The organism is Prevotella fusca JCM 17724 (assembly GCF_001262015.1).
GTDB lineage: Bacteria > Bacteroidota > Bacteroidia > Bacteroidales > Bacteroidaceae > Prevotella > Prevotella fusca.
The window spans coordinates 247,410-270,915 of record NZ_CP012074.1 but is presented as its reverse complement, the minus strand read 5'-3'; the positions used below and the strand labels follow the sequence as shown (position 1 = coordinate 270,915).

The window sequence follows — 23,506 nt, the reverse complement described above, 5'->3', positions numbered from 1 at the left end:
TTTTTTTTGTTAACTTTGTTGTCGTTATCCTTTTATTCTCTCTTTCATGAGAAAGGAATTTGAAGATAGAAACCTAAATTATCACCAATATGGAAAAGATACTTCTGGCGGCTTTGCTGATGGGAATGTCTGTGACGGGAGTTCATGCACAGACGACCAATGTGGAGCCTACTTTCACAGAATGGCATGACCTTCAGGTGAATGCCATCAACCGTTTTGCAACGCATACTGACTTCTTTGCCTTCGCACCGACTGAAAATGTGCGTGGAACAAAGTTTGATATGAAGCAGTCTGCTAATTACCTTTCACTCAATGGAGACTGGAAATTCAACTGGGTTGAGAATGCTGATCAACGTCCGACGGATTTCTTTCGTACTGATTACGATGACTCCCAGTGGAAGACCTTCCCTGTTCCGGGCATCTGGGAGGTGAATGGCTATGGTGATCCCGTCTATGTGAACATTGGTTTCGCATGGCGCGACAACTTCAAGAATAATCCTCCAGAGGTTCCAATTAAGGAGAACCATGTAGGGTCTTATCGTCGTACTATTCGCATACCAGACAACTGGGACGGTAAGCAAGTCATCGCCCATTTCGGTTCTGTGACATCTTGTGTGTATCTGTGGGTAAACGGTAAGTTCGTTGGCTACAGTGAGGACTCAAAGATTGGACCAGAATTTGATGTGACAAAGTTCCTCAAGAAGGGCGATAACCAAATAGCTTTCCAGGTGTTCCGTTGGTCAGATGGTAGCTATTGTGAGGACCAGGACTTCTGGCGTCTCAGTGGTGTTGCTCGCGATAGCTATCTCTATGCTCGTGATGCAAAGCAGCATTTGAAGGATATTCGTGTTACTCCTGATCTCGTAAATGACTACAAGGGCGGTACGCTCAGCATCAACCTTCAGTTGGCTGGTAACACAAAGGCTTTCTTGGTGTTGGAAGATGCGGATAATAATCTTACTGCCAAGGATGTTGTTACACCTGATAAGGAAGGACAGGCAAAGGCTTTTATGACACTCAGAAACCCAGAGAAGTGGACGGCTGAGACTCCTTACCTCTATAATCTCTATGTTCATGTGGAGGATGCCAAGACGGGCAAGGCTATCGAGACTATCCCTCTCAAGGTTGGTTTCCGCAAGGTTGAAATCAAGAATGCACAGGTGTTGGTCAATGGTCAGCCTGTTCTCTTCAAGGGAGCCAACCGTCACGAGATGGACCCTGATGGAGGCTACGTCGTGACACGTGAGCGTATGATTCAGGACATAAAGCTGATGAAGAAGCTGAATATCAACGCTGTGCGTACCTGTCACTATCCCGATGACCCTATCTGGTACGACCTTTGCGACGAGTACGGACTCTATGTCGTAGCTGAAGCCAATCAGGAGAGTCACGGTTTCGGCTACAGTAAGGATGCCGTATCGGGCAGTCCGCTCTTTGCCAAGCAGATTATGGAGCGCAACCAGCATAATGTCGGAACGAAGTTCAATCATCCAAGTATCATTTTCTGGAGTCTTGGTAACGAAACCTGTTACAGCAAGAACTTCGACGATGCATACGATTGGATCAAGTCACAGGACCAGAGCCGCCCCGTACAGTATGAGCGTGCAGAGCTGAACGGCTATGCTACGGATGTTTTCTGTCCGATGTATTATTCTCCAAAGGCTTGTGAGGATTATTCAAAGAATGCGAACTACACCCGTCCACTTATCCAGTGTGAGTATAACCATACGATGGGTAACTCCGGCGGTAACCTGAAAGAGTACTGGGACCTTGTCCGCAAGTATCCTAAATACCAAGGTGGATTCGACTGGGACTTCGTCGATCAGGGCTTGCACCGCAATCCTAAGTTTGATGCTTCCCGTTCGTTGGCTGACTATGAGCATGCAGCAGAAGCAGCAGACGTAAAGACTGAGTACACTTACGGTGGTGACTATAATAAGACCGACCCGTCAGATAACAACTTCAACTGTAATGGTATGATTGGTCCTGACCGTCAGCTGAATCCGCATGCCTATGAAGTTGCTTACGAATATCAGAATATCTGGGCACGTCCAGTTGATCTCAAGCAGGGCAAGATAGCTGTTCACAACGAATACTTCTTCCGTGATTTAAGCAACTATCGTATGGAATGGAGTCTTGTCAACGAGGGTAAGATGGTTGAGAAGGGGGCAATTGACCAGCTGAATGTTGCACCGCAGCAGACAGTTGAATACACCTTGCCTATTGCTGGTAAGGAGTTTGATGGCGAAGTGCTGCTGGATATTGACTTTAAGTTGAAGACTGCTGAACCACTGATGGCTGCAGGACAGACTGTTGCTGGAATGCAGATGGAAGTACAGCCTTGGCAGCCAATGCCGAAGATGGAGCCCGTAATGAAGAACAAGATAAAGGTTACTGACAACGTGAAGGCTGGTTTTATACGCTTCGCAGGCAATAACTTCGAGATTGTTTTCGACCGCAAAACAGGTTTCCTCAGTAGTTATCAGGTTGACGGCCGTAACTTCCTGGGGGAAGGCGGAACACTGAAACCTAACTTCTGGCGTGCTGTGACAGACAATGACATGGGTGCAAACTTCCAGAGCCGTCTGTCTGTATGGAGGACTCCGACACTGGAACTGAAGTCGCTGAAGGTGGAAAAGAAAGTGGAAAGCCTCACGGCTGTGTATGATATGCCACAGGTAGGCGGACAGTTATGCCTTGTCTATCATATTGCGTCGGATGGTGCGCTCCATGTCAGTATGGAGATGGAAATGAAGGAAGGCAGCAAGGCACCTCAGCTTCCCCGCTTCGGAATGTTGATGCAGTTGCCTTATGAGATGGATAAGTCAGTATTCTACGGTCGGGGACCTGTTGAGAACTACGTTGACCGTAAGCTCTCACAACGTATCGGATGCTACGAGCAGACTGCTGACAAGCAGTTCTTCCCTTACATCCGTCCACAGGAGACTGGCACGAAGAGCGACATTCGTTGGTGGCAGCAGACTGACAACAACGGTCGTGGATTCCGAGTATTGTTTGATGAGGCTGCTTTCTCAGCAAGCGCATTGCACTATAACATCTCTGACCTTGATGAGGGACGGGAGAAGCATCAGCGTCATAGCTATCAGGTGTCACTGTCTAAATATACCAATCTCACTTTGGATGCTGCTATGATGGGTGTAGGTGGTATTGATAGTTGGGGTTCAGAACCTCTGAAGAAGTACCAGCTGCCAGCTGAAAGCCGTGCAATGCACTTCTGGATTGTACCAGTATTCTAAGCTGATTATCACATTTTATAAAACTGAAAACGCCTTTGCAGGATAGCTGCAAAGGCGTTTTTTGTTTAAAATCAGCACAGTTGGCTGTCTTGATTATGGTTGGATTCAAATTATTTTCATGAAAAGAAATATTTTTCTTCATGAAAAGAAATATTTCTTTTCATGAAAATAATTCTTTCCTTTCGTAACTAATCAACGAAAATGAAAAAATATCGAAGTTAGCGTAAACCAACTGATAATGAGGAGGAAATGCTCTGATTTGCATGGTGCTGCATTATTTGTAAAAGGCAGGAAAGTGCAGATTTAGGTAGAAGTTCAGTTACTAGAGTGTTACCTTGTTTTGATGTAGGTAACGGTGGTGCAGTATTCGGTAACTGTATTATTTCCACTCGTGTGGCTGTTGCTGTGGTCGGCAGTTTTCTGCGTAAATGAGGAACGCTTTAATTCGGATAACTTTACCCACAAATATTAAAGCGTATGAAAACAGAGAAAATGAAGGTGTTGCTCTACCTTAAAAAGAGCAGTTTGGATAAATCGGGCAAGGCTCCGATTATGGGACGTATCACACTTGGAAGGAATGTTGCGCAGTTCAGTTGTAAACTCTCCTGTAATCCTGATTTGTGGAATTCACGTGAGAGCAGGATGGACGGTAAGAGCCGTGAGGCGGTAGAAATTAATGGGAGGTTGGAAAATCTTCTGCTTTCCATTCAATCTGCCTATCAGTCGTTGATTGCCAAAGGACAGCCATTTGATGCAACCGATGTAAAGGAACTGTTTCAAGGCAGCGTACAGGCAAGATGCAGGCTCATCGAAAGGTTGGATATGCTCATCAAGGAGAAAGAAAGCCATATCGGTATAGACATCAAGGAAGAGTCTATGTCCGCCTATCATTCCACTCGGAAACGATTACAGGAGTTCATTCAGAAGAAATACCATGTTTCGGACTTGGCTTTCTCACTGTTGACAGAAAACTTCATCTACGAATTGCAGACGTTCTGTCTTGGTGAACTCGGTCATCAGCAAAGCACATTTTTCAGAGTTGCAGCAGATTTGAAGACCGTCTGTAGGCTGGCTTATCGTGAGGGACTGGCTGATACGCTTCTGTTTGATAAAGTACATATAGAACGAGGAAACAAGAAAGCACCTAAAGCTCTTGACAAAGAAGCATTGGACAAGTTGAAGGCACTCCGCTTTGATGAATTGGAAAAAGGGTTCTGCTGGATTTAGTGTGAATTAACATGCCGTTTCTTGCATAAAACAGTGCGGATTTCGTATCTTTGTGGTCATTATGAAGAGACCAGAAGACATCTTAGCCAAGCTGCTCCTCCAAAACAATGATGACAGGGAAATCGATCGTGTGACATGTGATGACTCCGCTGATGAGATACACATCACCCTCAAATATCGCCATGACACCATCCATGTTAATGGGAAGGAATTCCCTATATTTGACTTCCGTCACGAACGGAGTTGGAGGCACTTGGACATGTGGCAGTACAAGACGATTCTTGAAGCCCGAGTCCCCCGATACCGGGATGGAGATGGGATCAAGAGCGTCCCCGTTCCGTGGGCAATGCCGAACTCCCGGCTGTCTTGGTTGATGGAAAAAAAACGGTAGAAACGCTACTGTCCACCAAGAATCAGACAAAGACTGCACGTCTTCTTCGCCTGTCCTTTGACCAAGTGCATGGAGTGATGCAACGGGCTGTTGAACGGGGATTGAATCGGCGTGACGACAGGCACATCCATGAGCATGTCTGTATGGATGAGAAGTCAATCCGACGGGGGCATGAGTATGTGAGTATGCTCTATGACGGAGATACAGGAAATGTCATCGAAGTAGAGGGCGGGCGCACCAGGAAAAGTGTTGAGAATCTGTGCTCCAAGGCTCTCACTGAAGAGCAAAGGGCAGGTGTGAAGACCGTATGCACGGACATGTGGGACGCCTTCATTGACGGAGCGAAGAAGTACTTCCCTAACGCCAGCCACTGCCACGACATGTACCACTGTGTCACCTATCTGAACGACGCCGTTGACAAAGTTCGCAAACGTGAGGTCAGGCACTTCCCGGAACTGAGACACACCAAATATTTGTGGTTAAAGGACCAGTCCAAATATACCACCAACGACCAGGCTCGTTTCAACAAGCTTGAAGATGCGGAATATGAGGTTTCGCAGGCTTGGAAAGTCAAAGAACTCTTTCGTGACCTCCTACATCTCAAGTACCATGGTGACATGGAAGCTTACGGAATGTTGCTGCGCCGGATGGATGATGCATTGCAGTACAACATAGAGGAAATCAACGGGGTGGTCTTCATATTCAAGAGACACCTTAAAGGCATTGTCAGAGCCATGGTCACAGGTGCAAATAACGGCAAAGCCGAAAGAACCAACGGCTCCATTCAAGAGATAAAGACCATCGGCAGAGGATATGGAACTGCCGAGAGGTACAGGATTGCTATTCTATTTTTCTACGGTGGGCTAGACATAAGTTAATTCACACTAAATCCAGCAGAACCGGAAAAAGAAATGGAAACTGCTCGTGATGTGTTTCTCTTCGCCTGTTATACCGGTGCTGCTTATTGTGATTTGATGGAGCTAAGCAAGAAGCATCTTGTTCGTGATGATAATGGTAGCCTTTGGTTAAAGTTCAACCGACAGAAGACGGGCGTGCTTTGTCGTATCAAGTTATTGCCGGAAGCTGTTCGGTTAATTGAGAAAATGTACAGCGATGAAAGGGAAGTACTACTGCCTTTCATAAAATATCCCACTTATCAGTCCTGTCTCAAAGCCTTGCGATTACGGGCAGGTATATCTTTTCCCTTTACCTCGCATACCGCAAGGCATACCTTTGCCACACTTATCACATTGGAACAGGGAGTTCCTATTGAAACGGTGAGCAAGATGCTCGAACATACGAACGTAAGTATGACCGAACGTTATGCGAAGGTTACACCGCAGAAACTCTTTGAGAAGTTTAACTGTTTCCTTTCTTTCACCGGAGATATGCAGTTGGCAATCTGATATAATAGAAACTAACGAAAGCAATAAATCACTTAAAACAACAAGACAATGAGAAGTACATTTAAGATACTGTTTTATATCAACAGGCAGAAAACAAAGGCAGACGGCAAGACCGCTATTCTCTGCCGTATCACCATAGACGGAAAGAGCACCGCCATTACCACAGGCGAGGAATGCAAATCCTCCGAGTGGAACAGCAGGAAAGGACTGACAACCGATAAGAAGACCAATCAAAGAATCGGCGAGTTCAGAGAACTTGTAGAGAAGACCTATCAGGATATTCTGATAAATGACGGGGTGGTAAGTGTGGAACTGCTTAAAACCGTTTGCAGGGAATAGCCGCTACGCCGACAACGCTTCTTGCCATAAGCAAGGCAGAACTGCAATCCGTTAAAGAGTGCGTGGGCAAATCAAGAGCTGAGGGAACCTATCAGAATCTTCTCTATTCAGATAAGTTACTTACGGAGTTTGTAAAGGATAAGGGAATGACGGATATAGTCATAGCCACTATACCGGAAGACTTGTTTGAAGAATACCGTTTCTATCTGAAAAAACGAGGCTTGGCAACAGCAACCATGAATCGCTATCTTTGTTGGCTGAGTAGGCTGATGTATCGTGCGGTCAGTCAAAGGCTCATTCGCTGTAATCCTTTTGAGAAAGCCAAGTATGAGAAAGCGGAACAGAAGATACGCTTTCTGCAAAAGAGCGATGTTGCCAAACTCATGGCATTGAGAGTAATTGATAAGGAAGCAGAACAAGCAAGACGGATGTTTATATTCTCATGCTTTACGGGCTTGGCTATTGCTGATATGGAACATTTGCAATTTGGACACATTCAAACGGCAGCCGACGGACAGAAATATATCCGTAAAGAAAGGCAGAAGACAAAGATGGAGTTTATTGTGCCCCTGCACCCGATAGCGGAGACCATCATCAATCAATACAAGAAAGAACAACCGAGCATGAAAGAAATGCAGACGGTGAAAGAAAAAGGTGACGACTTTATCTTTCACTGTGCTTGTAGCCGTAGCGTGATGATTGCAAAGCTAAGCATCGTGGGCAAGGCTTGCGGTATCAGGGAACAGTTGTCCTATCATATGGCAAGGCACACTTTCGGTACAATGAGTTTAAGTGCAGGAATACCCATCGAAAGCATTGGCAAGATGATGGGGCATGCCTCTATATCCGGTACTCAAATCTACGCACAGGTGACAGACAATAAGATTTCGGAGGATATGGACAGATTGATAAGGAAACATCAAAAAGAAGAAATAAGGGAGGAAGCCGTATGAATGTCAATCACCATCAAACAAAAAGAGAGCGCAGCTATTTCGAGTGGGGCGACAAGATGCAAATCATTCGCAAAGGCAAAGGTGATATAGCCATGACCGAGAGTGAGCTCGTTGACTTCTATCGGTGTAACATGGAAGAAACTCAACTATCGTCTGCAGCAACTACTAAAAGTATCTTCCCTACGTCCCGATGAAAGGGATACAGGGGAGTTGGAAGTATTCGTAAATGGGCTGTTAAAAGGTTATGCTCCGCTTTATCCGCTTTCAATCATCATCGCTTTATCTTATCAATTGGATAGCACGGAAGCACACCTGTTTAGAAAGCACATCTGTCGAGAACTGCAACGCTCTGCACCTGTGAGGGAGCAGATATATCTACACTGCAATGAAAGTATCAATTGATATGCTTTTCTCTTTCATCGATATCAACCTACGACATAACTACAAAAGAGGTATTAAAATGGAGTCAGAAACTGTATTTCATCTTCACCCACGCTTCGGAGTTCTTACCATACATGGCAAACTTGCCTTTGTTGGCATGGAAATAGTCGTAGCCGGCGGTGAGTTCTATATCGTCGTTGAGAGAATAGGAGGCGGAAAGGCGGTTGAAGATGCCGCCGCTTGCCACGTCGATGTAGGCAAAGGTGGAGAGTTTCAGTGTGTTGTGCAGCAGTTCCTTCGAGAGTCTTGCTGTGGCAAGCCCGGCATTGCGATAGATGGAGAGCGCTGCGAGATTGCCCGATGTGTATTTATGGCAATACTGCACGCTGATGTTCCAGTCGTTACCCGGATACCAGTCTACCCCTGCAAGGGCGTTGAGGGTGTTGCGCCGCACGGCATTCTGCCCCAAGCCGCTTCCTTGTGCCTCGCCTATGTACTCGGCGACTTCGGCGCGGAGGACAAACTGACCGACGGGCAATGAGCAGTCGGCACCCAACATCGTCATACGGCGGTACTGTCCGTTGATGTGGAGCGTCCTTCCATCGCCCGACAGGGCAGGGCAAAGGGCGGGCAACTTGTTCCACGTCCGCAAGGCACTCACGGAGAAGTCTATTCCGCTGAGATTGACGCTTGCCCGGCCGCCAAACTCCATATTCTTGATTTTCTTCTCCGGCTTGCCGCTTTCCAAGTCGGTGGTATAGGGTAGTGTAGCAGATGGCAGGCGTATTGCCCACGGATTGCGCTCGTCTGTCGGCAACACGAAGAAGTCTGCCACAGGATTGCATACGGCTTCAAGGGTGACCGAACCTCTTGTGTACTTTGCACGCAGTCCATTGACGGGCATGCGAATGTCGTCGTAGTCTTGTGCGAGAAACTCAGTATAGTCGAACGGCGACACGCAATCGGTAACGCGCAGTGCATCCGCCACGCCCCATACGACAATCTGCCGCCCGACGCGCAGGTCGAAGTTGCCCTTTGCATAAGAGAGATAAGCCTCGCGCAATTCCAGTCCTGTGCGTTCTTTCAATATTCCGTTGTAGGTGGCGTTCAGGGATAGGAAGAGCGAAGCCGCCCCTTTCTCGAGTTTGAGTTCTCCCCGCGCCCGAGTCCGCGAAGCCATCCAGTCGGCCCGTCCCTCTGTCCTGACGGCATGGTAGGTATCAAGAAAACCTTTCACCTGCACCTGCAAGGCGTTATCGTCTGATGCTTCGAACGTTTCCTGCGGAGTGCATTCCGAACTGACGGTGTCGCTATCGGCCGGCAATGTATTATCGATTTGGACCGCTGCCTGCACCGAGAGTATCGGCACAAGCAAGAGCATAAATAGTTTCATATCAGAGTCCTTTCTCCAGTTGGGAAACAGTGAAAAGGTTAGGCGATAGCTTTATGTTGAACTTCTGATTGTCCATACGGATAATAGTTTTGTGTCCCGTCTGTACATTCTCCATCTGCATAAGGTGCATCGTCCAGAAGCCCTGCACTTTATTTATGTTGGAAATCGTGAGCCTACGGTGCAGCTTGTTCAGCTTGTCGTAGTATTCCGCCTTTACCGCCATCAGGCAGTCCTGCCGAACCCAGGTGACGCGGCGTGTGTAAATCTCATCCTTGTCGTTGGGTACCGACTCTACCACCCAACATTTTTGACCGCCCAACATTTCTTCGCGCAGAAGCGTATGCTTCTCTTCGTCCACGCTGCGGGCGCTCATATCGTTGTAGGTAAAGTCGCTGCCCATGAAATAATCGGTTTTCGACGACTTCCCACTGATGCGCCTCGTCTTTTTCATTGCCGGAAGATAGAGCCACTTATCGTCCACCTTGGCGGTATTGTCGTAGTCCCAAGTGAGGAATCCCGTACCCTTCACGTCGCCGGGATAGGTGAAGAACATGATTTTCTTCGTATCATTGCCTATGTCCATTGCCCACGATTCGAGTTTCCTCACACGCTTATGCCCGCTCTTCTGAATGAGCGTCATTTCGATGGTGGCAGAACGTGTGTCGCCATCTGCGCGGTTTCTTACTTTCTGCATGATGTCTCTGCCCGACAGCCCTGCTGCCTGCGCGCCGCACACCGCCAGTATGGAGATGAGCAGCAATGTGAAATGTTTTGTTTTCATATCGTTTTGTTTTTTTTATAGTGATTATCGTTACTGAGGAAGTTCGTTTGCCGTTCCAGAGGAAGTACGTTTGTCGTTGCCGAATACACGGAGATACTTGAAAAGAATTGGCGCGAGAAAGAGGTCGGCCAGCAGTGCCGACATCATACCGGCCACAGCCAGAATGCCCCAATTGCGCATCTGTGTGCCATCGGAGAAGACGAAGCCTGTAAACGTAGCCGAGATGACGACTGTGGACATGACGATGGCGAGTCCTTCGGTGCGGAAGGTTCGGTTGATGGCTTCTGCATAATTGCCGCACCTGTCATATGCCACATGGCTGTGGTTGATGAAGTGGATGGTGTCATCGACGGCAATACCCAAGACCATCGGAATGAGCGAGGCTGTCATCATATCGAGCGGATAGCCCAACCACCCCATCATACCGCCCACGATGATGGCGGGGGCAATATTCGGTATCATCCCAACGAGCCCCACTTTCCAGTTGCCGAAGACAAGCACGAGGATAACGCCTATGACCAAGACCGACAACAGCATCGACCACATCTGCCCGCGCTCCACATACTGCTGCATCACGGTGAACTGCGGTATGCTGCCCACCACTGAGACGTGTGCGCCGGGAAAGAGTTTGCGCGCCTCCGCCTGCAAGTCGTTCATTTCCTTTTCCGCCTCATTGGAGTTGTAGTCTTTCATCTCCAACTGCAACCGCAGCCGCTTGTAGTCGTAATCCATCCAGTATTCCGACTCCGTACCGCCCGCATTCTCATAGAGCAACAGCAACTGCGCCACCATATCGGCGTTGTCGGGAATGCGGTAGAACTGCTGCTTGTTGCCGTTGAGCGTACAGTTCATGTCCTTCACGATGTCGGTGATGGAATTGTGGCGTTTCGTCAGCTTGTAGCCACCCGCAATCTCCGCCAGTCGGTCGAGTTTCTGCAAATTCTCCGGCTTCTTGGCGTCGTTGTCGTGCGGCAAGGTAATCATAAGATCGTAGGAATAAATCGAACCGAGTTCGGTTTCGCAGAGGTCGAGGAATTTCTTTACGTAGGGAATCTTCCGCCCCATCGTTTTTTCGATGTCGAACGCCGGTTCGATGGAAAAGAGTCCGATACCGCAGAAGATGGTCAGCACAACCGATGACACGACAATGGAACGATGCCTGCGCATCACGAAACTGCCGAACTGTTCGAATCGTTTGCCGATATATCCTTCAAAACTCTTCGACATATCGGCGGCAGGCTCGCGGTCCTTGCCGAACGACAACAGGATGGGCGTGAGCAGCAGGCAGGTGAGCAGCACGGCAAGCAGACAGAGCGAGGTGTTGATGCCGATGGCTCGCATCGGTACTATCTTCATGGACAGGAACGTCATCATGGCAGCCACGGTGGTAAGTCCCGACAGCAACACGCCCCAACCGGTTTCGCCTACGGCTTCCTTGATGGATTCCCTGCGCTTGCCTGTTTCTACAAACTGCGTCTTGAAGAAATTGTACAGGTGAATGTTGTAGGCGATGGAGCAGGCAAAAGTCAGTATCACGGCTATCATTGTCGTGGTCATGTCGATGTAGATGCCCGTCCAGCCGATGATGCCGAAACTGATGAGCAGTCCGAACACGGACGTGAGCAGTGGTGCAACAACGCCGCGCAGCGAACGGGTTACGATGAGCATCACAACGATAGAGATGATGAAGGCAAAGAGGAACAGCCGCCCCAGTTCGCTTTTGAGATAAACGAATTTCTCGTAGCCCAGATAGGGCATTCCCGCAGCGTTGGGCGACAGTTCGACGTATTTCGCCTTGCCGATGATGTGTCCCGCTTCTTTGCCCGTAATCATATCGGGCGCAATGTCGCTCGTCTTCTTCCACACGCTGTCTTCGGGGAACGGCCGCAGTTTCACCATAATCCACGTCATCGTGCCGTCGTTTGACACCATCTTCTTTGCCAAATACGGTTTGCTGTACGCTTTCTGCCGGATTACATTCAGCGAAGCGGCATCAGACGGAATCTCGTCGGGGACAATCTGTTCGATGGTCATACCCTCCTCCGTACCTACGGCAAACTCAATATCGGTGAGCGACGTTACCTTGTCGGCATACGACAGGCTGTCTTTCAGTTCGTTGCTCAGTTCGCGAATGAGCGTCAGGCTGCGTTGGGAGAAGATGTCCTTGTTTTTCACCAGCACCGCCACATAGTAGTCGTTGCCGAAGATAGACTTGAACTCGTTGGTCTTGAGCAGCATCGGGTCGTCGCTCACGAAATAGTCGTCGAACGAAGTTTTCATCACGATGCGCTTCGCTCCCACAAACGAGAAGGCGACGATGACTGCGAACAACGCACCGACCACAAGCCGGTGGCAAAGTATCCAGTCTGCCAACTGCTTGAACTTACTGTTGATTTTTACGATTTTCATTGTTGTTTTATCTTTGTTGTTATTACTATTTCTGAACGGTTGTCTGTATTATCTCTGACCGGTCGTTATTATTATCTCTGAACAGTCGTTATTACTATCTTTGACCGGTTGTTATTATTATCCCTGAACAGTCGTTATTATTATCCCTGATCGATCGCCAGGAACCTTTAAGACTTATGGAATTGGACACGTTTGTCCAACTAATTGGACCCGTTTGTCCAGCTCATTGGACTCGTCTGTCCAACTTATTGGACAAACGCGTCCAATTTGCATGGTCGCCATACGCGTCGTAAGCCATAGGCTGTTGCTGTTTGCCATAATCCTTTGCGAGCGATTGGTGTAGAGGTATCATTGCCGTTTATCCTGTTGCAGACGAACCATGTGGGCGAACTCGCCGTTGCGAGCCAACAGCTCGTTGGGTGTGCCCTGTTCGCTCACCGTTCCGCCACTAAGCACCACGATGTGGTCGGCATTGCGGACGGTGCGCATACGGTGGGCGATGATGATAACAGTTTTGTTGCGCACCAGTTCGGAAATACCCGCTTGTATTTTCGTCTCATTCTCGGCATCAAGGCTTGCGGTAGCTTCGTCGAGAAGTATGATTGGGGCATTCTTCAGCAGGGCGCGGGCAATGGAAATGCGCTGCCGCTCGCCACCCGAAAGGGTTTCGCCGTTTTCGCCGATAACGGTATCGTAGCCTTGCGGCATTCGACTGATGAAGTCGTCGCACTGTGCCAGTCGGGCAACGTGGCGCACTTCCTCGTCGGTGGCGTTGCGCTTGCCGATTCGGATATTGTCGGCAATAGAGGCATTGAACAGCAAAACGTCCTGAAAAACAATGGAATAGTGTTTCAGCAGCGTTTCGGGGTCAATCTTCGAGATGTCGTTTCCACCCACAAGAATTTGTCCGTCGGCAATGTCCCAAAAGCGTGCGGCGAGCTTGGCAGTAGTGCTTTTGCCCCCACCCGACGGTCCCACGAGGGCAGTAACGGTGCCTTGGCGTGCCGTGAACGAGACATTGTGCAGCACTTGCTTCTCAGTTTCGTAGGCAAAACTTACGTTGCGGAACTCGATATCGTAGTTTTCGAGTTGTACGGCTGCACTTCCCTCCTGCGTAGGCATGTTTTCTATTTCCTTCATACGGTTGATACGCACATCGAGAAAGGAGAGAAGGGCAAGGTAGTTGCACACTTCGATAATGGGATTGTAGACCATTGCCGATGCCAAGAGGTAAGCCAAGTAGGTGAATACCGACACTTCGCCCTGCTGCAACAGCCACGCTCCCACCAGTATAACGGTGGGCATTCCGAGCTTGAGCAGCATTCCGGCGAGGTTGAGGAAGACTCCTGCCACGAGTTCGCCGCGCACCAGCTCGCGTTCGTAGCCCTTCAGCCGCTTGTCGAAGCTGCGGCAGTATGCCTGTTCACCACTGTACGACCTTATTTCCTGCATACATTCCAGTCCTTCCTGTATCTGTTCGGTTACGCCACGCTTCACTTTATAGTGCTGAACGAAGGCTTTGTGCAGCTGACGGCGCGACAGCAGTAGTGTGGTTACGGCGAGCGGAACAACCCAAAAGAGAGCTAAAGCCAAGTGCCAGTTGTAGGAGAACATACCCACGGCGATGATGACGACGCTCAGAGCCGACGCAAACAGCTGGGGAACAGCGTGCGAGAAGGTTTGCTCGAGCATCGTACAGTCTTCCATCACGGTAGAGGTGAGGTCGGAAAGGTTGCGCTCGCCGAAGAAAGCGAGGGGCAGTCGGCGTAGTTTTTCTGCCACTCCGATGCGGCGTTGCGCACTCTCGTTGTAGACGGTGGTGTAGGTGCTGTCGTACTGTCGGAGGGCTATGAAGAACATAAGCACCGCCAAGAGCAAAGCCACAAGCACATAGAACCACAGCGTGTGCGGCTCGGTGGGCGTCTCGGAGTCGATGTACTCCATGAGGAAGAAGAACAAATAGGTGGGCGGTAGCATCAATGCGAGGTTCATCAATGTAGAGAAGGCGATGCCTTTCCGCAAGTCTTTCGCTCCTTTTTCGGTGAGGGCGAACCGTTGTTGAAGATATTTTATCATTGTCTTGTGTCCTTTCTGTTTAGGTTTAGGTTTATAGTTTCCATGCCACCGACTTTTGGTATTCGTTCCACATCTTATAATATAATGTGGCTTGCTCCATGAGTTGTCGGTGAGTGCCCTGTTCGGCTATTCTGCCCTTGTCCACCACGACAATGTTATCGGCATCTTGCACGGTGGTCAGTCGGTGGGCTATCATGAGCACGGTTTTCCCGCAAGTAAGGTGGGCAAATGCCTGCCTGATAAGGTGCTCGTTTTCGGGGTCGGAAAAGGCAGTAGCTTCGTCGAGCACCACGATGGGCGCATCTTTCAGAATGGCACGGGCAAGCACTATGCGCTGTTGTTCGCCGCCGGAGAGGTATGTTCCCTCCGCTCCTATCACGGTGTTCAGTCCCTGTGGTAGCCGCTCGATGATTTCCCGACTCTGCGAGAGGTCTATGGCGCGGTTCACCTGCTCGATGGTTGCATCGGGATTGCCGTAGCGTATGTTCTCCAAGATGGAGGTCTTGAACAGTCGGGTGTTCTGAAACACGAACGATACGTTGCGCATCAGCGTTGCCTTATCCATGTGCCGAACGTCCACACCGCCTATTCTCAAAGTGCCTTCGCGCACGTCCCAGAAGCGTGGAATGAGCCTTGCGATGGTTGTCTTGCCGCTTCCGGACGCTCCCACCAGCGCAACGGTCTTGCCTTGCGGTATGTCGAGGTCGATGTGGCTTACGGCATCGCACTCCGCCACTTCGTATCGGAACGACACATTGCGCAGGCTGACGTCGAAGGCTGACGCTTTCTCGGGCTCGGAACTCTCTGGAAGCGGTGGCGTGGCGGTGAGTTTCTCCAATCGGTCTACCGCTTCGTTTGCCAGAAAGAGGTTCTGACTGAGGTGCATGGCTTTCATCACGTTGGCTGCAATGATGGGTGCGATGAGCACATACAGCACCATATCGGAAACGATGATGGCAGTCTCGCCGCCGTGCCCTATCAGTATGATGCCCGTAGGCACAAGCAGAAAGGCGAAAGCATTGATGGCTATGGTGTAGGCAGACATGGGCGTGCGCCACAGAAGGGTGTATCTGATGACGAGGTCGCGGTAGTTGATGATGCTGTCGTGAAAGCGTTTGAACGAGAACACCGTCTGTTGGAAGACCTTCACGACGGGTATTCCGCGCACGTATTCCACGGCTTCGGCACTCATTTTCTCCTGTGCGTCGAGGTACATACACTGGAAATCGTTGTTCTTAGGGTTCATCATGTAGCCCATGATGCCGAAGGCGCACACTATCGGCACCATTGCGGCAATGCCCAACTGCCAGTCTACGGCAAGCAGAAGTATTATAATGCCTATCGGAGCCACCACGCTGCCTGCCACATCGGGCAGTATGTGTGCCACGAAAGTGTGGGTCTGGCTCGAATCTTCGTCTATTATCTTGCGCATGCGCCCCGTGTTCTGCGTGTCGAAAAAGCCCAACGGAACCCGCATCAGCCGCTCCATGGCAGTGCGCCGCATATTGGTTTCGATGCGGAAAGCGGAAAGATGCGAGAGCATGAGGGCGGCGAAATAGAGCAGAACATTCGCCACCGACACCACGAACGCCGCAATGGCATAGTCCCATACGGGCGTATCGGCAAGGTTTCCGTCGGCAGTGAGCAGCGTGCGCACCACCAACCACAGGAAAATAAAGGGTACGAGCGACAGCAGTCCGTTCACTGCCGACAGCACAACCGAGCAGGGCAGCAACGGCTTGCGCCCTCCCATGTAACGTCCTAAGCGTTTCAGTATTCTTATCATCTTCTTCTATATATGTTAAAAGGTTGTTATTTCTACGGTTTCATCAGTTCTCTCCACCCTGCCATACTGTAAGCGGCATACTGCTCGAGCGCACGGTTCACCTCGCTTTCGTCGTACTCCTCGTGCTCCACAAGTTCGCAGAAGATGTTCACCCACATAGAACTCGCAATGTGCAGGAAGAAGGGCGATATGTCGATGTTGATGTGCGGATAGCGCGCTTTCATCAGTCGCAGGTATTCCTTACCAGCTTTCAGCTGGTGCTCGGCTATTCTCTCCTTGTACCCTGCAAGCGATGTGCCTTCGGCATTGAACAGCAACAGGCGCAGCTCGAGGCGGTAAAGCCTCACCATTCGCTTCATTGCGCCGATGTATTCGTTCTGAAAATCGAGTGCGTCGAACACCTCTATGCTAAGGTGCCGCTCCTCGTTGTGCGACAGAATGTAGCGGTTCAGCTCGTTGAGCAGTGGCCGCAACACCTCGCAGAACAGCTCGTCCTTGCTGCGGAAGTAGTTGTACACGTTGCCCGCAGCAATGCCTGCACGCCGCGCCACCGTGCGGATAGACGTGCTGCGTGCGCCGTGAGCGATGAATTCCTCGCGCGCTACGGCAACGATACGCTGCCGAATGTCGTCTTTCAGTGTCTGCATACGCCTATGAAAACTTTAAATAATGAACCAAGTTCTGTTTTGTTCATAAAAAATCGCACCGTTTCGTAATCGAACGGTGCGATTTATTGAACGAGCCTATTTGCGCTCTTACTATATAAATATTGTGTATTCGCATAACTGCAATGTTTATTTTGCAAAAGTAGTAAAGATATAAAAACACCGCAATACCCAAAAATAAGTATTTTGCAATAAACACTTATATGTGTTGAATGTCTAAATTTATTTTATAAGTCAAACAACATATTGAGACCTCTGCAAAAGTCTTTTTACACCTAAAAGCTACTATTGATAATCAATGAGTTATATTTATGATTTCGCTATCTATATGAGGTTTTGCAGAGGTCTCATATTGTGAAATAGAATATGAAGATTTTCAGTTATATAAAATCAATCCCCTCACTTATAATTCTCCTCCAACATCTTTTCCAAATCCGAAGCCTTATAGAGGATTTTCCCTGCAATCTGCGTGTAGGGGATAACCTTTCGGTCGCGATAGTCCTGCAAGGTACGGGGACTGATATACAGCCGCTCGCACACTTCCTTACCCGTAAGGAAAAGTTCTCCGGAAAAGATCGGCTTGTGCGTTTCTGCCACTTCCACAATTCTTTTTTTCACACCTCTTAGTGCCGAGACAACCAGCTGCATCTCATCGCTCTCCATGTTCAAATCTTTTGCCATTTCCATCATATACTGTTGTTTTTAGGTTTGTCTGTTCTTGCAAGGAGCAGCTGTTCCACATCCTCACGCCTGTAATAGCACTTGTGCCCGATTTGCGTAAACGGCAGCACGCCCGTATCGTGGTAATGCTGCAAGGTGCGCTTGCTGATGTCCAACAGCCTACACACATCTCCGTTGTGCAGCCAGTCGGTGTGTTTGCTCTTTTCTCCGAATGCTTTGTGGCAACATTCTGCAAGGCTCAAGATTTCATCTCGCAGCTTTGCCCAATTGGGTTTCTGTAATGATGTAATAGTTCATAATCTTATCTTGTTTTATTGTTTGTTGTTTCTAGTTTTTCCTGTTTCCATCGGCAAAGATAATGGTGTATGTAGGCCTCTCAAAGCAGCAGGGAATAGCAGGGAAGTATCGGGAACAATAAGAAAAAGAGCAATCCACTTCATCAGTTCGCGTTTGCGTTTTCCTGCCCCCTATGTTTTTCTTTCATTGCAAAATTAAGATAGGACATTTCTTATTCCATCACTTTTCATTCAACTGGCAGCTTGTGGCGCTATGACTGGGACAAAAGAGACAGATTGATATTCTCGTTACTACCCAAATGAGGCTAACAAGATAATCAAAGCAAACGACTGCATATGAAAGCAAACAACGACATCGATATTCCAGCCAACCTTTTCTTCTGACTATCCGATTTTTGCTTAATGAGGCGATAAATGCTCTTCTTTTTGACTTGCTTCCCTAAGAATTTAGCAGCAGACGGATGCAACATTATGTAAGAAGTTTCTGAATGCTTGGAAGTTACGCATTCTCACCCTAACTTCACTCTTGGCAACCAATTCAAGGGAATAATGAAAAGAGAAGCAGATGCAGGCAATATAAACGACAGGCGAAATCACAATCGCAAGAGTAGCTCGTCCAAAAACGCAGAGATAGAAACCTATCTATCCTCCTATTATGAGTTCAGATACAATACGGTGTTGGGAAGAACCGAATATCGTGACAAGAACGATGCTCACTTCTCAAAGGTCGGTCGTTATGAAATCAACACGCTCCGCAGGGAACTTGACAACGATGTCGGTATTGTTACTTCTTCCGATAATCTATACTCTATCATTGAGAGCAGTTTCTCTCCACGCATCAATCCCATACAGGAGTATTTCAAGGGATTGCCGATGATAGATATAGGCGATGATAATAGCTGTGGTGGTTGCAATGGTAGTATCGTTCCTTCTTCCTTTTCATTGAAGGCTATTCCCGATTTGGCAAGCTGTGTTGCCGTGCGCAACTCTGACAAGTGGCTGCCGTATCTCACCAAATGGCTTGTGGCAGTGGTTGACAATGCAATGGACGACCGCGAGTGCCGTAACCATACCTGTCTTGTGCTGACAGGCGAGCAGGGCAAGTTCAAGACGACCTTCCTTGACTTGCTCTGTCCACCGGCATTGCACGGTTACAGTTATACGGGCAAGATATATCCGCAGGAGAAGGACACACTTACCTATATCGGGCAGAACCTTATCGTAAACATTGACGACCAGCTCAAAGCCCTCAACAAATGGGACGAAAACGAACTAAAAAACCTCATTACCTGTCCGATGGTTAAATATCGCATGCCCTATGACAAATATGTGGAGGAACATCCTCACTTGGCGAGCTTCGTGGCATCGGTGAATGGCAACGACTTCCTTACAGACCCGACAGGCAGCAGACGTTTTTTGCCTTTTGAGGTACTCTCCATTGACATAGAAAGAGCAAAGGCTATTTCGATGGATAAAGTCTATACAGAAGCCAAAGCCCTGTTAAGGTCAGGCTTCCGCTATTGGTTTGACGATGACGAGATAGCCGAACTGTATCGGGAGAGCGAGGACTTTCAAGTACAGACAGCGGAAATGGAACTCTTGCTGCGTTGTTTTGAGAAGCCAATGGAGGACGAAAACTATTTGTTAATGACCACTACGGAGATACTCACCTATTTGGGTATTTATACCCACCAGCCACTTCTTGCCAAACGTATGGGAGAAGCCTTGAAGAAAGCAGGATATATAAAGGTGAGTAAGCGAAGAAACGGTGGGAATCCCATCTATGTCTACAAGATTAGAAAAATCTTGCCATGTCCACTCATTCAAACTTGTAGTAGCCAGATGTAGTAGAGTGTGTAGTATCTCCACATACTACTAATTATTGCTGATTATCAATTACTTATATTAAAATAGTATGTAGTAAGAAGAAAGGTAAAAAAGTTTGGAGGGGAAAACTTTAGAAAAGAGGATTTCATTCAAACGGCATTCAAATATCATTCAAACCAACCATTATTATTCAAATAAGAATTATCCAACCATTTAAAGTTTATGACAATGAAAGAAGAAGATTTATCACTTATCAAGCGATACCCCATTGTGGCGTATCTTGAAAGGAAAGGCATCAATCCTATACGCAGGACACCTGCCTATGCCCTGTACCGTTCACCACTTCGTGAAGAAACACATCCGAGTTTCAAGGTGGACACAGAGAAGAACCTTTGGATAGACTATGCCGAAGGCAGAGGTGGAAGCATCATCGACCTTTGTATGCTTTTGGAGGACTGCACGCTGTCGGAAGCCATCTGCCGTTTGGGGCAGACCACTTCCTTTGATACAGCGTGCAACAATGCCGTACTCTCAAAAGAGAAGGTATACAGCAGCAATGGCAGTATCAGACTACCAAAAGAGGAAATGGCAAACGGGGCAAGGATACTGATAGATGTATCAGACACCTTACCGTCACATTTGCAGGAGTATCTTACAAAGGTGCGCTGCATCAACTTGGAAAAGGCATTGCCCTTTCTCAAATCCATCAGCTATGAGGTAAGAGGAAGAAGATACGAAGCCATTGGCTTTGCCAACCTCTCCGGCGGCTATGAACTTCGGAACGACAAGACGTTCAAAGGAACGGTAGCCCCAAAAGATATAACCCCGATATTTGAGAATAAGCCACAGCCCGTCTGTCTGTTCGAGGGGTTTATGGACTTTCTCTCTTTCCTTTCAATAAAAGAAAAAGTGAATAACCGCTGCCTTGTGTTGAACTCTGTGAGCAACATAGGAAGAAGTATCAGCTATCTGAACAACCAGCAAGTATCTTCTATCCGTATTTTCCTTGATAACGACGACGCAGGGCGGAGAGCAACACAGGAGCTGATAAAGGCAGGTTTTAAGGTAGAAGATATATCTGTACATTACGGGAACTTCAAAGACCTCAACGAGTATCATGTCAGCCGTGTTCATGAGCAACAGAAAAAGTTGGAGAAAACACCCAAAACAAGCAATAAGGTAAAACAAGTCAAACTAAAAATACGATAGAGCAATGAAAAAGATGAAAGCAAGCAGAGAGGAGATAGACCAATCCATAAAAGAAGCGTTCAACATGAACAGACAGGAAAGTAATGAAAGAACAGAAAGGAAAAGTCTTACATACTACTTGGGAGATACAGAAGACGAGGTGGAAGAACAACCACAGGCAAAAGCGCCATCAAAAGAAACAGATTGCCGAGAAGTAATAGCTTCCGAGCCATCCGAACCTACACTGCAGACAGAGAATGCAACCATTCAACGGCGCATCAGTGCCAAGATGAGACGGGGAACGCTCGAAGCCTACAAACAGGCGTTCCTTGTTCCGTCCAAATTGAACGACCGAAAGGCGGTTTATCTGAGCAAGGCGACACAGGAGCGTGCAGACTTCATCGTCCGCAGACTGGGCGACAGGGGCAGCAACCTTTCAAGTTTTGTGGAGAATATCGTGCGCATTCATTTGGAGGAATACGGTGAGGACATAGAGAAATGGAGAAAGCTGTAAACCGCACGAAAAGGGTCGAGGGTTTTACTGAAAAGAGACGTCTCTTTCACTCAGAACCCACGTCCTTTTTTAGAGAATACGATAATGCCAATTTACTGAACATGCAGAACGGAGGGAATGCCACGAACGCAGTTAAACACAGAATGCAGTGCATTCGTTTTCAAGCAGAAAAATACTTTATGTGTAAACGGCATATTGGGTAGCATTGCAAGACGTCAGTTTGTACCCACAAACTGCGCTTGCTCCCCTCATTCGATTATCGGGGAGATTAGACCGTAATCACTCCGTTCTCATCGGTCAGCCATCAGAAATTAAGAAATAACGAAAAGAGGACTTTTATATGAACAGAAACAACAGAAAGACTGCCCGATGGCAGCAACAGGAGAAGAAAGAACAGCGGATGAACAAGACGGAGTTCATCAAGGTAAGATGCACCTTAGAGGAAAAGCAACGAATTAAATCAAAGGCAGAAAGCACAGGACGGAAGTTCTCTGATTACTGCCGCGAGATGCTTCTTAGTGGAGAAGTTATTTCTGTTCCTAAGATGACGGACAATGAAAAGGAAGCCATAGAGGTGTTGAGACGAACTGCCTACTTCTTTATGCATATTTCCAACCTTATCAAGGTAAAGGATGATACGTGGGTACTGATTACCCAAAGCCTTTCCTATCTGGCAAGGGAAACTTTTAAACGTTTCTTTAATTCCAAATACCGTATTGAGGAAAGGGCAATTAAACTCTTAAATCTGATGGAGAATGATAGGAAAATGTAAAGCAATAGCACATGGCAGTAATGCACTGGAGTATATTTTCAGAGAGGGAAAACTCGGAAAAACGCTTCTCTTTCACAATCTCTGCGGCACTACGCCAAAGGAAATTTACGAGGAAATGAAGATGGTCAGCGATTACAACACATGGTGCAGAAACAAGTTCCTGCGTATCGAAATCGGCATAGCACCACAGGACGAGAAAAGATTGAGTCTTGCATCCGTCCGTAACCTTGCGTCAAACTTTGCAATACGCATGGGACTTGCCAACCATCAATGGGTGGCGGTTACACATAAAGACACCGACAATATGCATATCCATATCATCGCCAATCGCATTAGTCTGTATGGCAACGTTTATGACACTACCTTTGTGAGTAACAAGGCAGCAAGGGTTGCAGAGGAACTCAGCCGCAAGTATGGTATGACCATCGCAAAGGAAGTCAAGACGGAAAGGACACACAAAAAGATAAAAGCTATCCCAACAAGAGAACAAACAAAGCAGCAGGTACAGAAGATATGCTATGCTTTACTTGATAGGTACAAAGGCACAGGCATCACAGGGCATTCGATGTTCCTCTACGACCTTAGCAAGAGTGGTGTAACCATTGAACGCTTAAAGAACAAACAGGGAAAGATATATGGATTGAAGTTCGCATACGACAGCCAGACTTTCAAGGCATCTGAAATCGGCAGGGAATTCGGTTACCGTTCCTTGCAGAAGAATTTTGAGATAAGTAACAAGACAGAACCAAAGAAAGCCACGACAATGGCAGATGAGCTGGCAAAGAACAAAATTCAATCCGATACAGGTTATCAACTTGTTCCTCCCAGCCGCTCCTATACGTCACCTGCCAACACAAATGAAAATTCATCTATTGCACAAGCCGTAGGTAATGTGGCAAGTACTGCCATAAATGCAGCCGAAGAAATCATTTCCGGAGCAGGTGGGTTAATCAGCCCACAGACACACCGTGATGATTATGCCGAGACAGCATGGCAACACAGGCTCAGAAACCAAGCCAAGAAAAAGAAGAAAAGAGGAAGAGGATTGTAACCACTTTTCGTTATCCCTGTCTTTCCCCAAAACGAAGACAAAGCAAAAGAGAGAAATCTTCATCAAAAACGCTTGTTATTCAAAGCAAATGATTATCTTTGCAAATAGAATAA

At 47.8% G+C, this 23,506-nt stretch carries 15 protein-coding genes and 5 pseudogenes; 12 read left to right on the top strand and 8 right to left on the bottom strand.

Annotated elements, in window-relative coordinates:
* The first annotated feature begins 89 nt into the window (after window positions 1-89).
* From ADJ77_RS01075 to ADJ77_RS01045, 7 genes and pseudogenes are all read left to right on the top strand, one after another.
* Window positions 90-3,257 (top strand): glycoside hydrolase family 2 TIM barrel-domain containing protein, encoded by a 3,168-nt coding sequence (locus tag ADJ77_RS01075; RefSeq protein ID WP_050695938.1) that lies wholly within the window; start codon window positions 90-92, stop codon window positions 3,255-3,257.
* 477 nt (window positions 3,258-3,734) lie between these two features.
* Window positions 3,735-4,466: pseudogene (locus tag ADJ77_RS01070) on the top strand (phage integrase SAM-like domain-containing protein); the annotation flags it as partial.
* Window positions 4,467-4,545: 79 nt separating this feature from the next.
* Window positions 4,546-4,875, top strand: a complete 330-nt coding sequence (locus tag ADJ77_RS01065) for a transposase family protein (protein WP_154663376.1) — start codon at window positions 4,546-4,548, stop codon at window positions 4,873-4,875.
* Window positions 4,824-5,753: an ISL3 family transposase gene (locus ADJ77_RS01060; protein ID WP_167336706.1), complete on the top strand. Its 930-nt coding sequence runs from the start codon at window positions 4,824-4,826 to the stop codon at window positions 5,751-5,753. The genes ADJ77_RS01065 and ADJ77_RS01060 overlap by 52 nt, the downstream gene beginning before the upstream one ends.
* Before the next feature lie 18 nt (window positions 5,754-5,771).
* Window positions 5,772-6,281 (top strand): annotated as a pseudogene (locus ADJ77_RS01055) (site-specific integrase); the annotation flags it as partial.
* Between the two features lie 48 nt (window positions 6,282-6,329).
* A pseudogene (locus tag ADJ77_RS01050) lies at window positions 6,330-7,573 on the top strand (tyrosine-type recombinase/integrase).
* Window positions 7,570-7,975, top strand: a pseudogene (locus ADJ77_RS01045) (hypothetical protein). The pseudogenes ADJ77_RS01050 and ADJ77_RS01045 overlap by 4 nt, the downstream one beginning before the upstream one ends.
* A 64-nt stretch (window positions 7,976-8,039) precedes the next feature.
* Here ADJ77_RS01045 and ADJ77_RS01040 read toward each other — a convergent pair.
* The 8 genes and pseudogenes from ADJ77_RS01040 to ADJ77_RS01005 form a co-directional block, all read right to left on the bottom strand.
* On the bottom strand, window positions 8,040-9,347 hold the full coding sequence (locus tag ADJ77_RS01040; RefSeq protein ID WP_025078058.1) for a DUF1302 family protein: 1,308 nt from the start codon (window positions 9,345-9,347) through the stop codon (window positions 8,040-8,042).
* Between the two features lies 1 nt (window position 9,348).
* Entirely contained in the window at window positions 9,349-10,128 is a 780-nt protein-coding gene (locus ADJ77_RS01035; protein ID WP_007410958.1) for an outer membrane lipoprotein-sorting protein, read from the bottom strand.
* A gap of 30 nt (window positions 10,129-10,158) precedes the next feature.
* Window positions 10,159-12,537, bottom strand: a complete 2,379-nt coding sequence (locus ADJ77_RS01030; RefSeq protein WP_025078057.1) for an efflux RND transporter permease subunit — start codon at window positions 12,535-12,537, stop codon at window positions 10,159-10,161.
* Window positions 12,538-12,885: 348 nt separating this feature from the next.
* Window positions 12,886-14,613, bottom strand: coding sequence for an ABC transporter ATP-binding protein (locus tag ADJ77_RS01025; RefSeq protein WP_050695935.1), 1,728 nt, complete (start codon window positions 14,611-14,613; stop codon window positions 12,886-12,888).
* Window positions 14,614-14,644: 31 nt separating this feature from the next.
* Window positions 14,645-16,306, bottom strand: coding sequence for an ABC transporter ATP-binding protein (locus ADJ77_RS01020; RefSeq protein WP_244148553.1), 1,662 nt, complete (start codon window positions 16,304-16,306; stop codon window positions 14,645-14,647).
* Window positions 16,307-16,431: 125 nt separating this feature from the next.
* Window positions 16,432-17,046, bottom strand: coding sequence for a TetR/AcrR family transcriptional regulator (locus ADJ77_RS01015; RefSeq protein ID WP_025078056.1), 615 nt, complete (start codon window positions 17,044-17,046; stop codon window positions 16,432-16,434).
* A 417-nt stretch (window positions 17,047-17,463) separates the two neighbouring features.
* Window positions 17,464-17,754: a helix-turn-helix domain-containing protein gene (locus ADJ77_RS01010; protein WP_007410962.1), complete on the bottom strand. Its 291-nt coding sequence runs from the start codon at window positions 17,752-17,754 to the stop codon at window positions 17,464-17,466.
* Window positions 17,751-18,042 (bottom strand): annotated as a pseudogene (locus tag ADJ77_RS01005) (helix-turn-helix domain-containing protein). Before ADJ77_RS01005 ends, ADJ77_RS01010 begins: the two are co-directional and overlap by 4 nt.
* A gap of 491 nt (window positions 18,043-18,533) precedes the next feature.
* On the opposite strand from ADJ77_RS01005, the gene ADJ77_RS01000 reads away from it, so the two are divergent.
* The 5 genes from ADJ77_RS01000 (at window position 18,534) to ADJ77_RS00975 (ending at window position 23,393) form a co-directional block, all read left to right on the top strand.
* Window positions 18,534-19,889, top strand: a complete 1,356-nt coding sequence (locus tag ADJ77_RS01000) for a VapE domain-containing protein (RefSeq protein ID WP_234398078.1) — start codon at window positions 18,534-18,536, stop codon at window positions 19,887-19,889.
* Window positions 19,890-20,096: 207 nt separating this feature from the next.
* A complete protein-coding gene (locus ADJ77_RS00995; protein WP_025078054.1) occupies window positions 20,097-21,077 on the top strand; it encodes a toprim domain-containing protein in 981 nt (326 codons plus the stop codon).
* Window positions 21,078-21,081: 4 nt separating this feature from the next.
* Window positions 21,082-21,570: a DUF3408 domain-containing protein gene (locus ADJ77_RS00990; protein WP_025078053.1), complete on the top strand. Its 489-nt coding sequence runs from the start codon at window positions 21,082-21,084 to the stop codon at window positions 21,568-21,570.
* Window positions 21,571-21,910: 340 nt separating this feature from the next.
* On the top strand, window positions 21,911-22,342 hold the full coding sequence (locus tag ADJ77_RS00980) for a plasmid mobilization protein (RefSeq protein ID WP_025078051.1): 432 nt from the start codon (window positions 21,911-21,913) through the stop codon (window positions 22,340-22,342).
* Window positions 22,326-23,393, top strand: a complete 1,068-nt coding sequence (locus tag ADJ77_RS00975) for a relaxase/mobilization nuclease domain-containing protein (protein ID WP_025078050.1) — start codon at window positions 22,326-22,328, stop codon at window positions 23,391-23,393. Before ADJ77_RS00980 ends, ADJ77_RS00975 begins: the two co-directional genes overlap by 17 nt.
* The last annotated feature ends 113 nt before the right edge of the window (window positions 23,394-23,506 follow it).

What these genes read in the sequence shown, in the direction of transcription:
- ADJ77_RS01075 (WP_050695938.1), top strand. Translation starts at nt 90, where the DNA reads ATGGAAAAGATACTTCTGGCGGCTTTGCTGATGGGAATGTCTGTGACG.
- ADJ77_RS01065 (WP_154663376.1), top strand. Translation starts at nt 4,546, where the DNA reads ATGAAGAGACCAGAAGACATCTTAGCCAAGCTGCTCCTCCAAAACAAT.
- ADJ77_RS01040 (WP_025078058.1), bottom strand. Translation starts at nt 9,347, where the DNA reads ATGAAACTATTTATGCTCTTGCTTGTGCCGATACTCTCGGTGCAGGCA.
- ADJ77_RS01035 (WP_007410958.1), bottom strand. Translation starts at nt 10,128, where the DNA reads ATGAAAACAAAACATTTCACATTGCTGCTCATCTCCATACTGGCGGTG.
- ADJ77_RS01030 (WP_025078057.1), bottom strand. Translation starts at nt 12,537, where the DNA reads ATGAAAATCGTAAAAATCAACAGTAAGTTCAAGCAGTTGGCAGACTGG.
- ADJ77_RS01025 (WP_050695935.1), bottom strand. Translation starts at nt 14,613, where the DNA reads ATGATAAAATATCTTCAACAACGGTTCGCCCTCACCGAAAAAGGAGCG.
- ADJ77_RS01015 (WP_025078056.1), bottom strand. Translation starts at nt 17,046, where the DNA reads ATGCAGACACTGAAAGACGACATTCGGCAGCGTATCGTTGCCGTAGCG.
- ADJ77_RS01010 (WP_007410962.1), bottom strand. Translation starts at nt 17,754, where the DNA reads ATGATGGAAATGGCAAAAGATTTGAACATGGAGAGCGATGAGATGCAG.
- ADJ77_RS00995 (WP_025078054.1), top strand. Translation starts at nt 20,097, where the DNA reads ATGAAAGAAGAAGATTTATCACTTATCAAGCGATACCCCATTGTGGCG.
- ADJ77_RS00990 (WP_025078053.1), top strand. Translation starts at nt 21,082, where the DNA reads ATGAAAAAGATGAAAGCAAGCAGAGAGGAGATAGACCAATCCATAAAA.
- ADJ77_RS00980 (WP_025078051.1), top strand. Translation starts at nt 21,911, where the DNA reads ATGAACAGAAACAACAGAAAGACTGCCCGATGGCAGCAACAGGAGAAG.
- ADJ77_RS00975 (WP_025078050.1), top strand. Translation starts at nt 22,326, where the DNA reads ATGATAGGAAAATGTAAAGCAATAGCACATGGCAGTAATGCACTGGAG.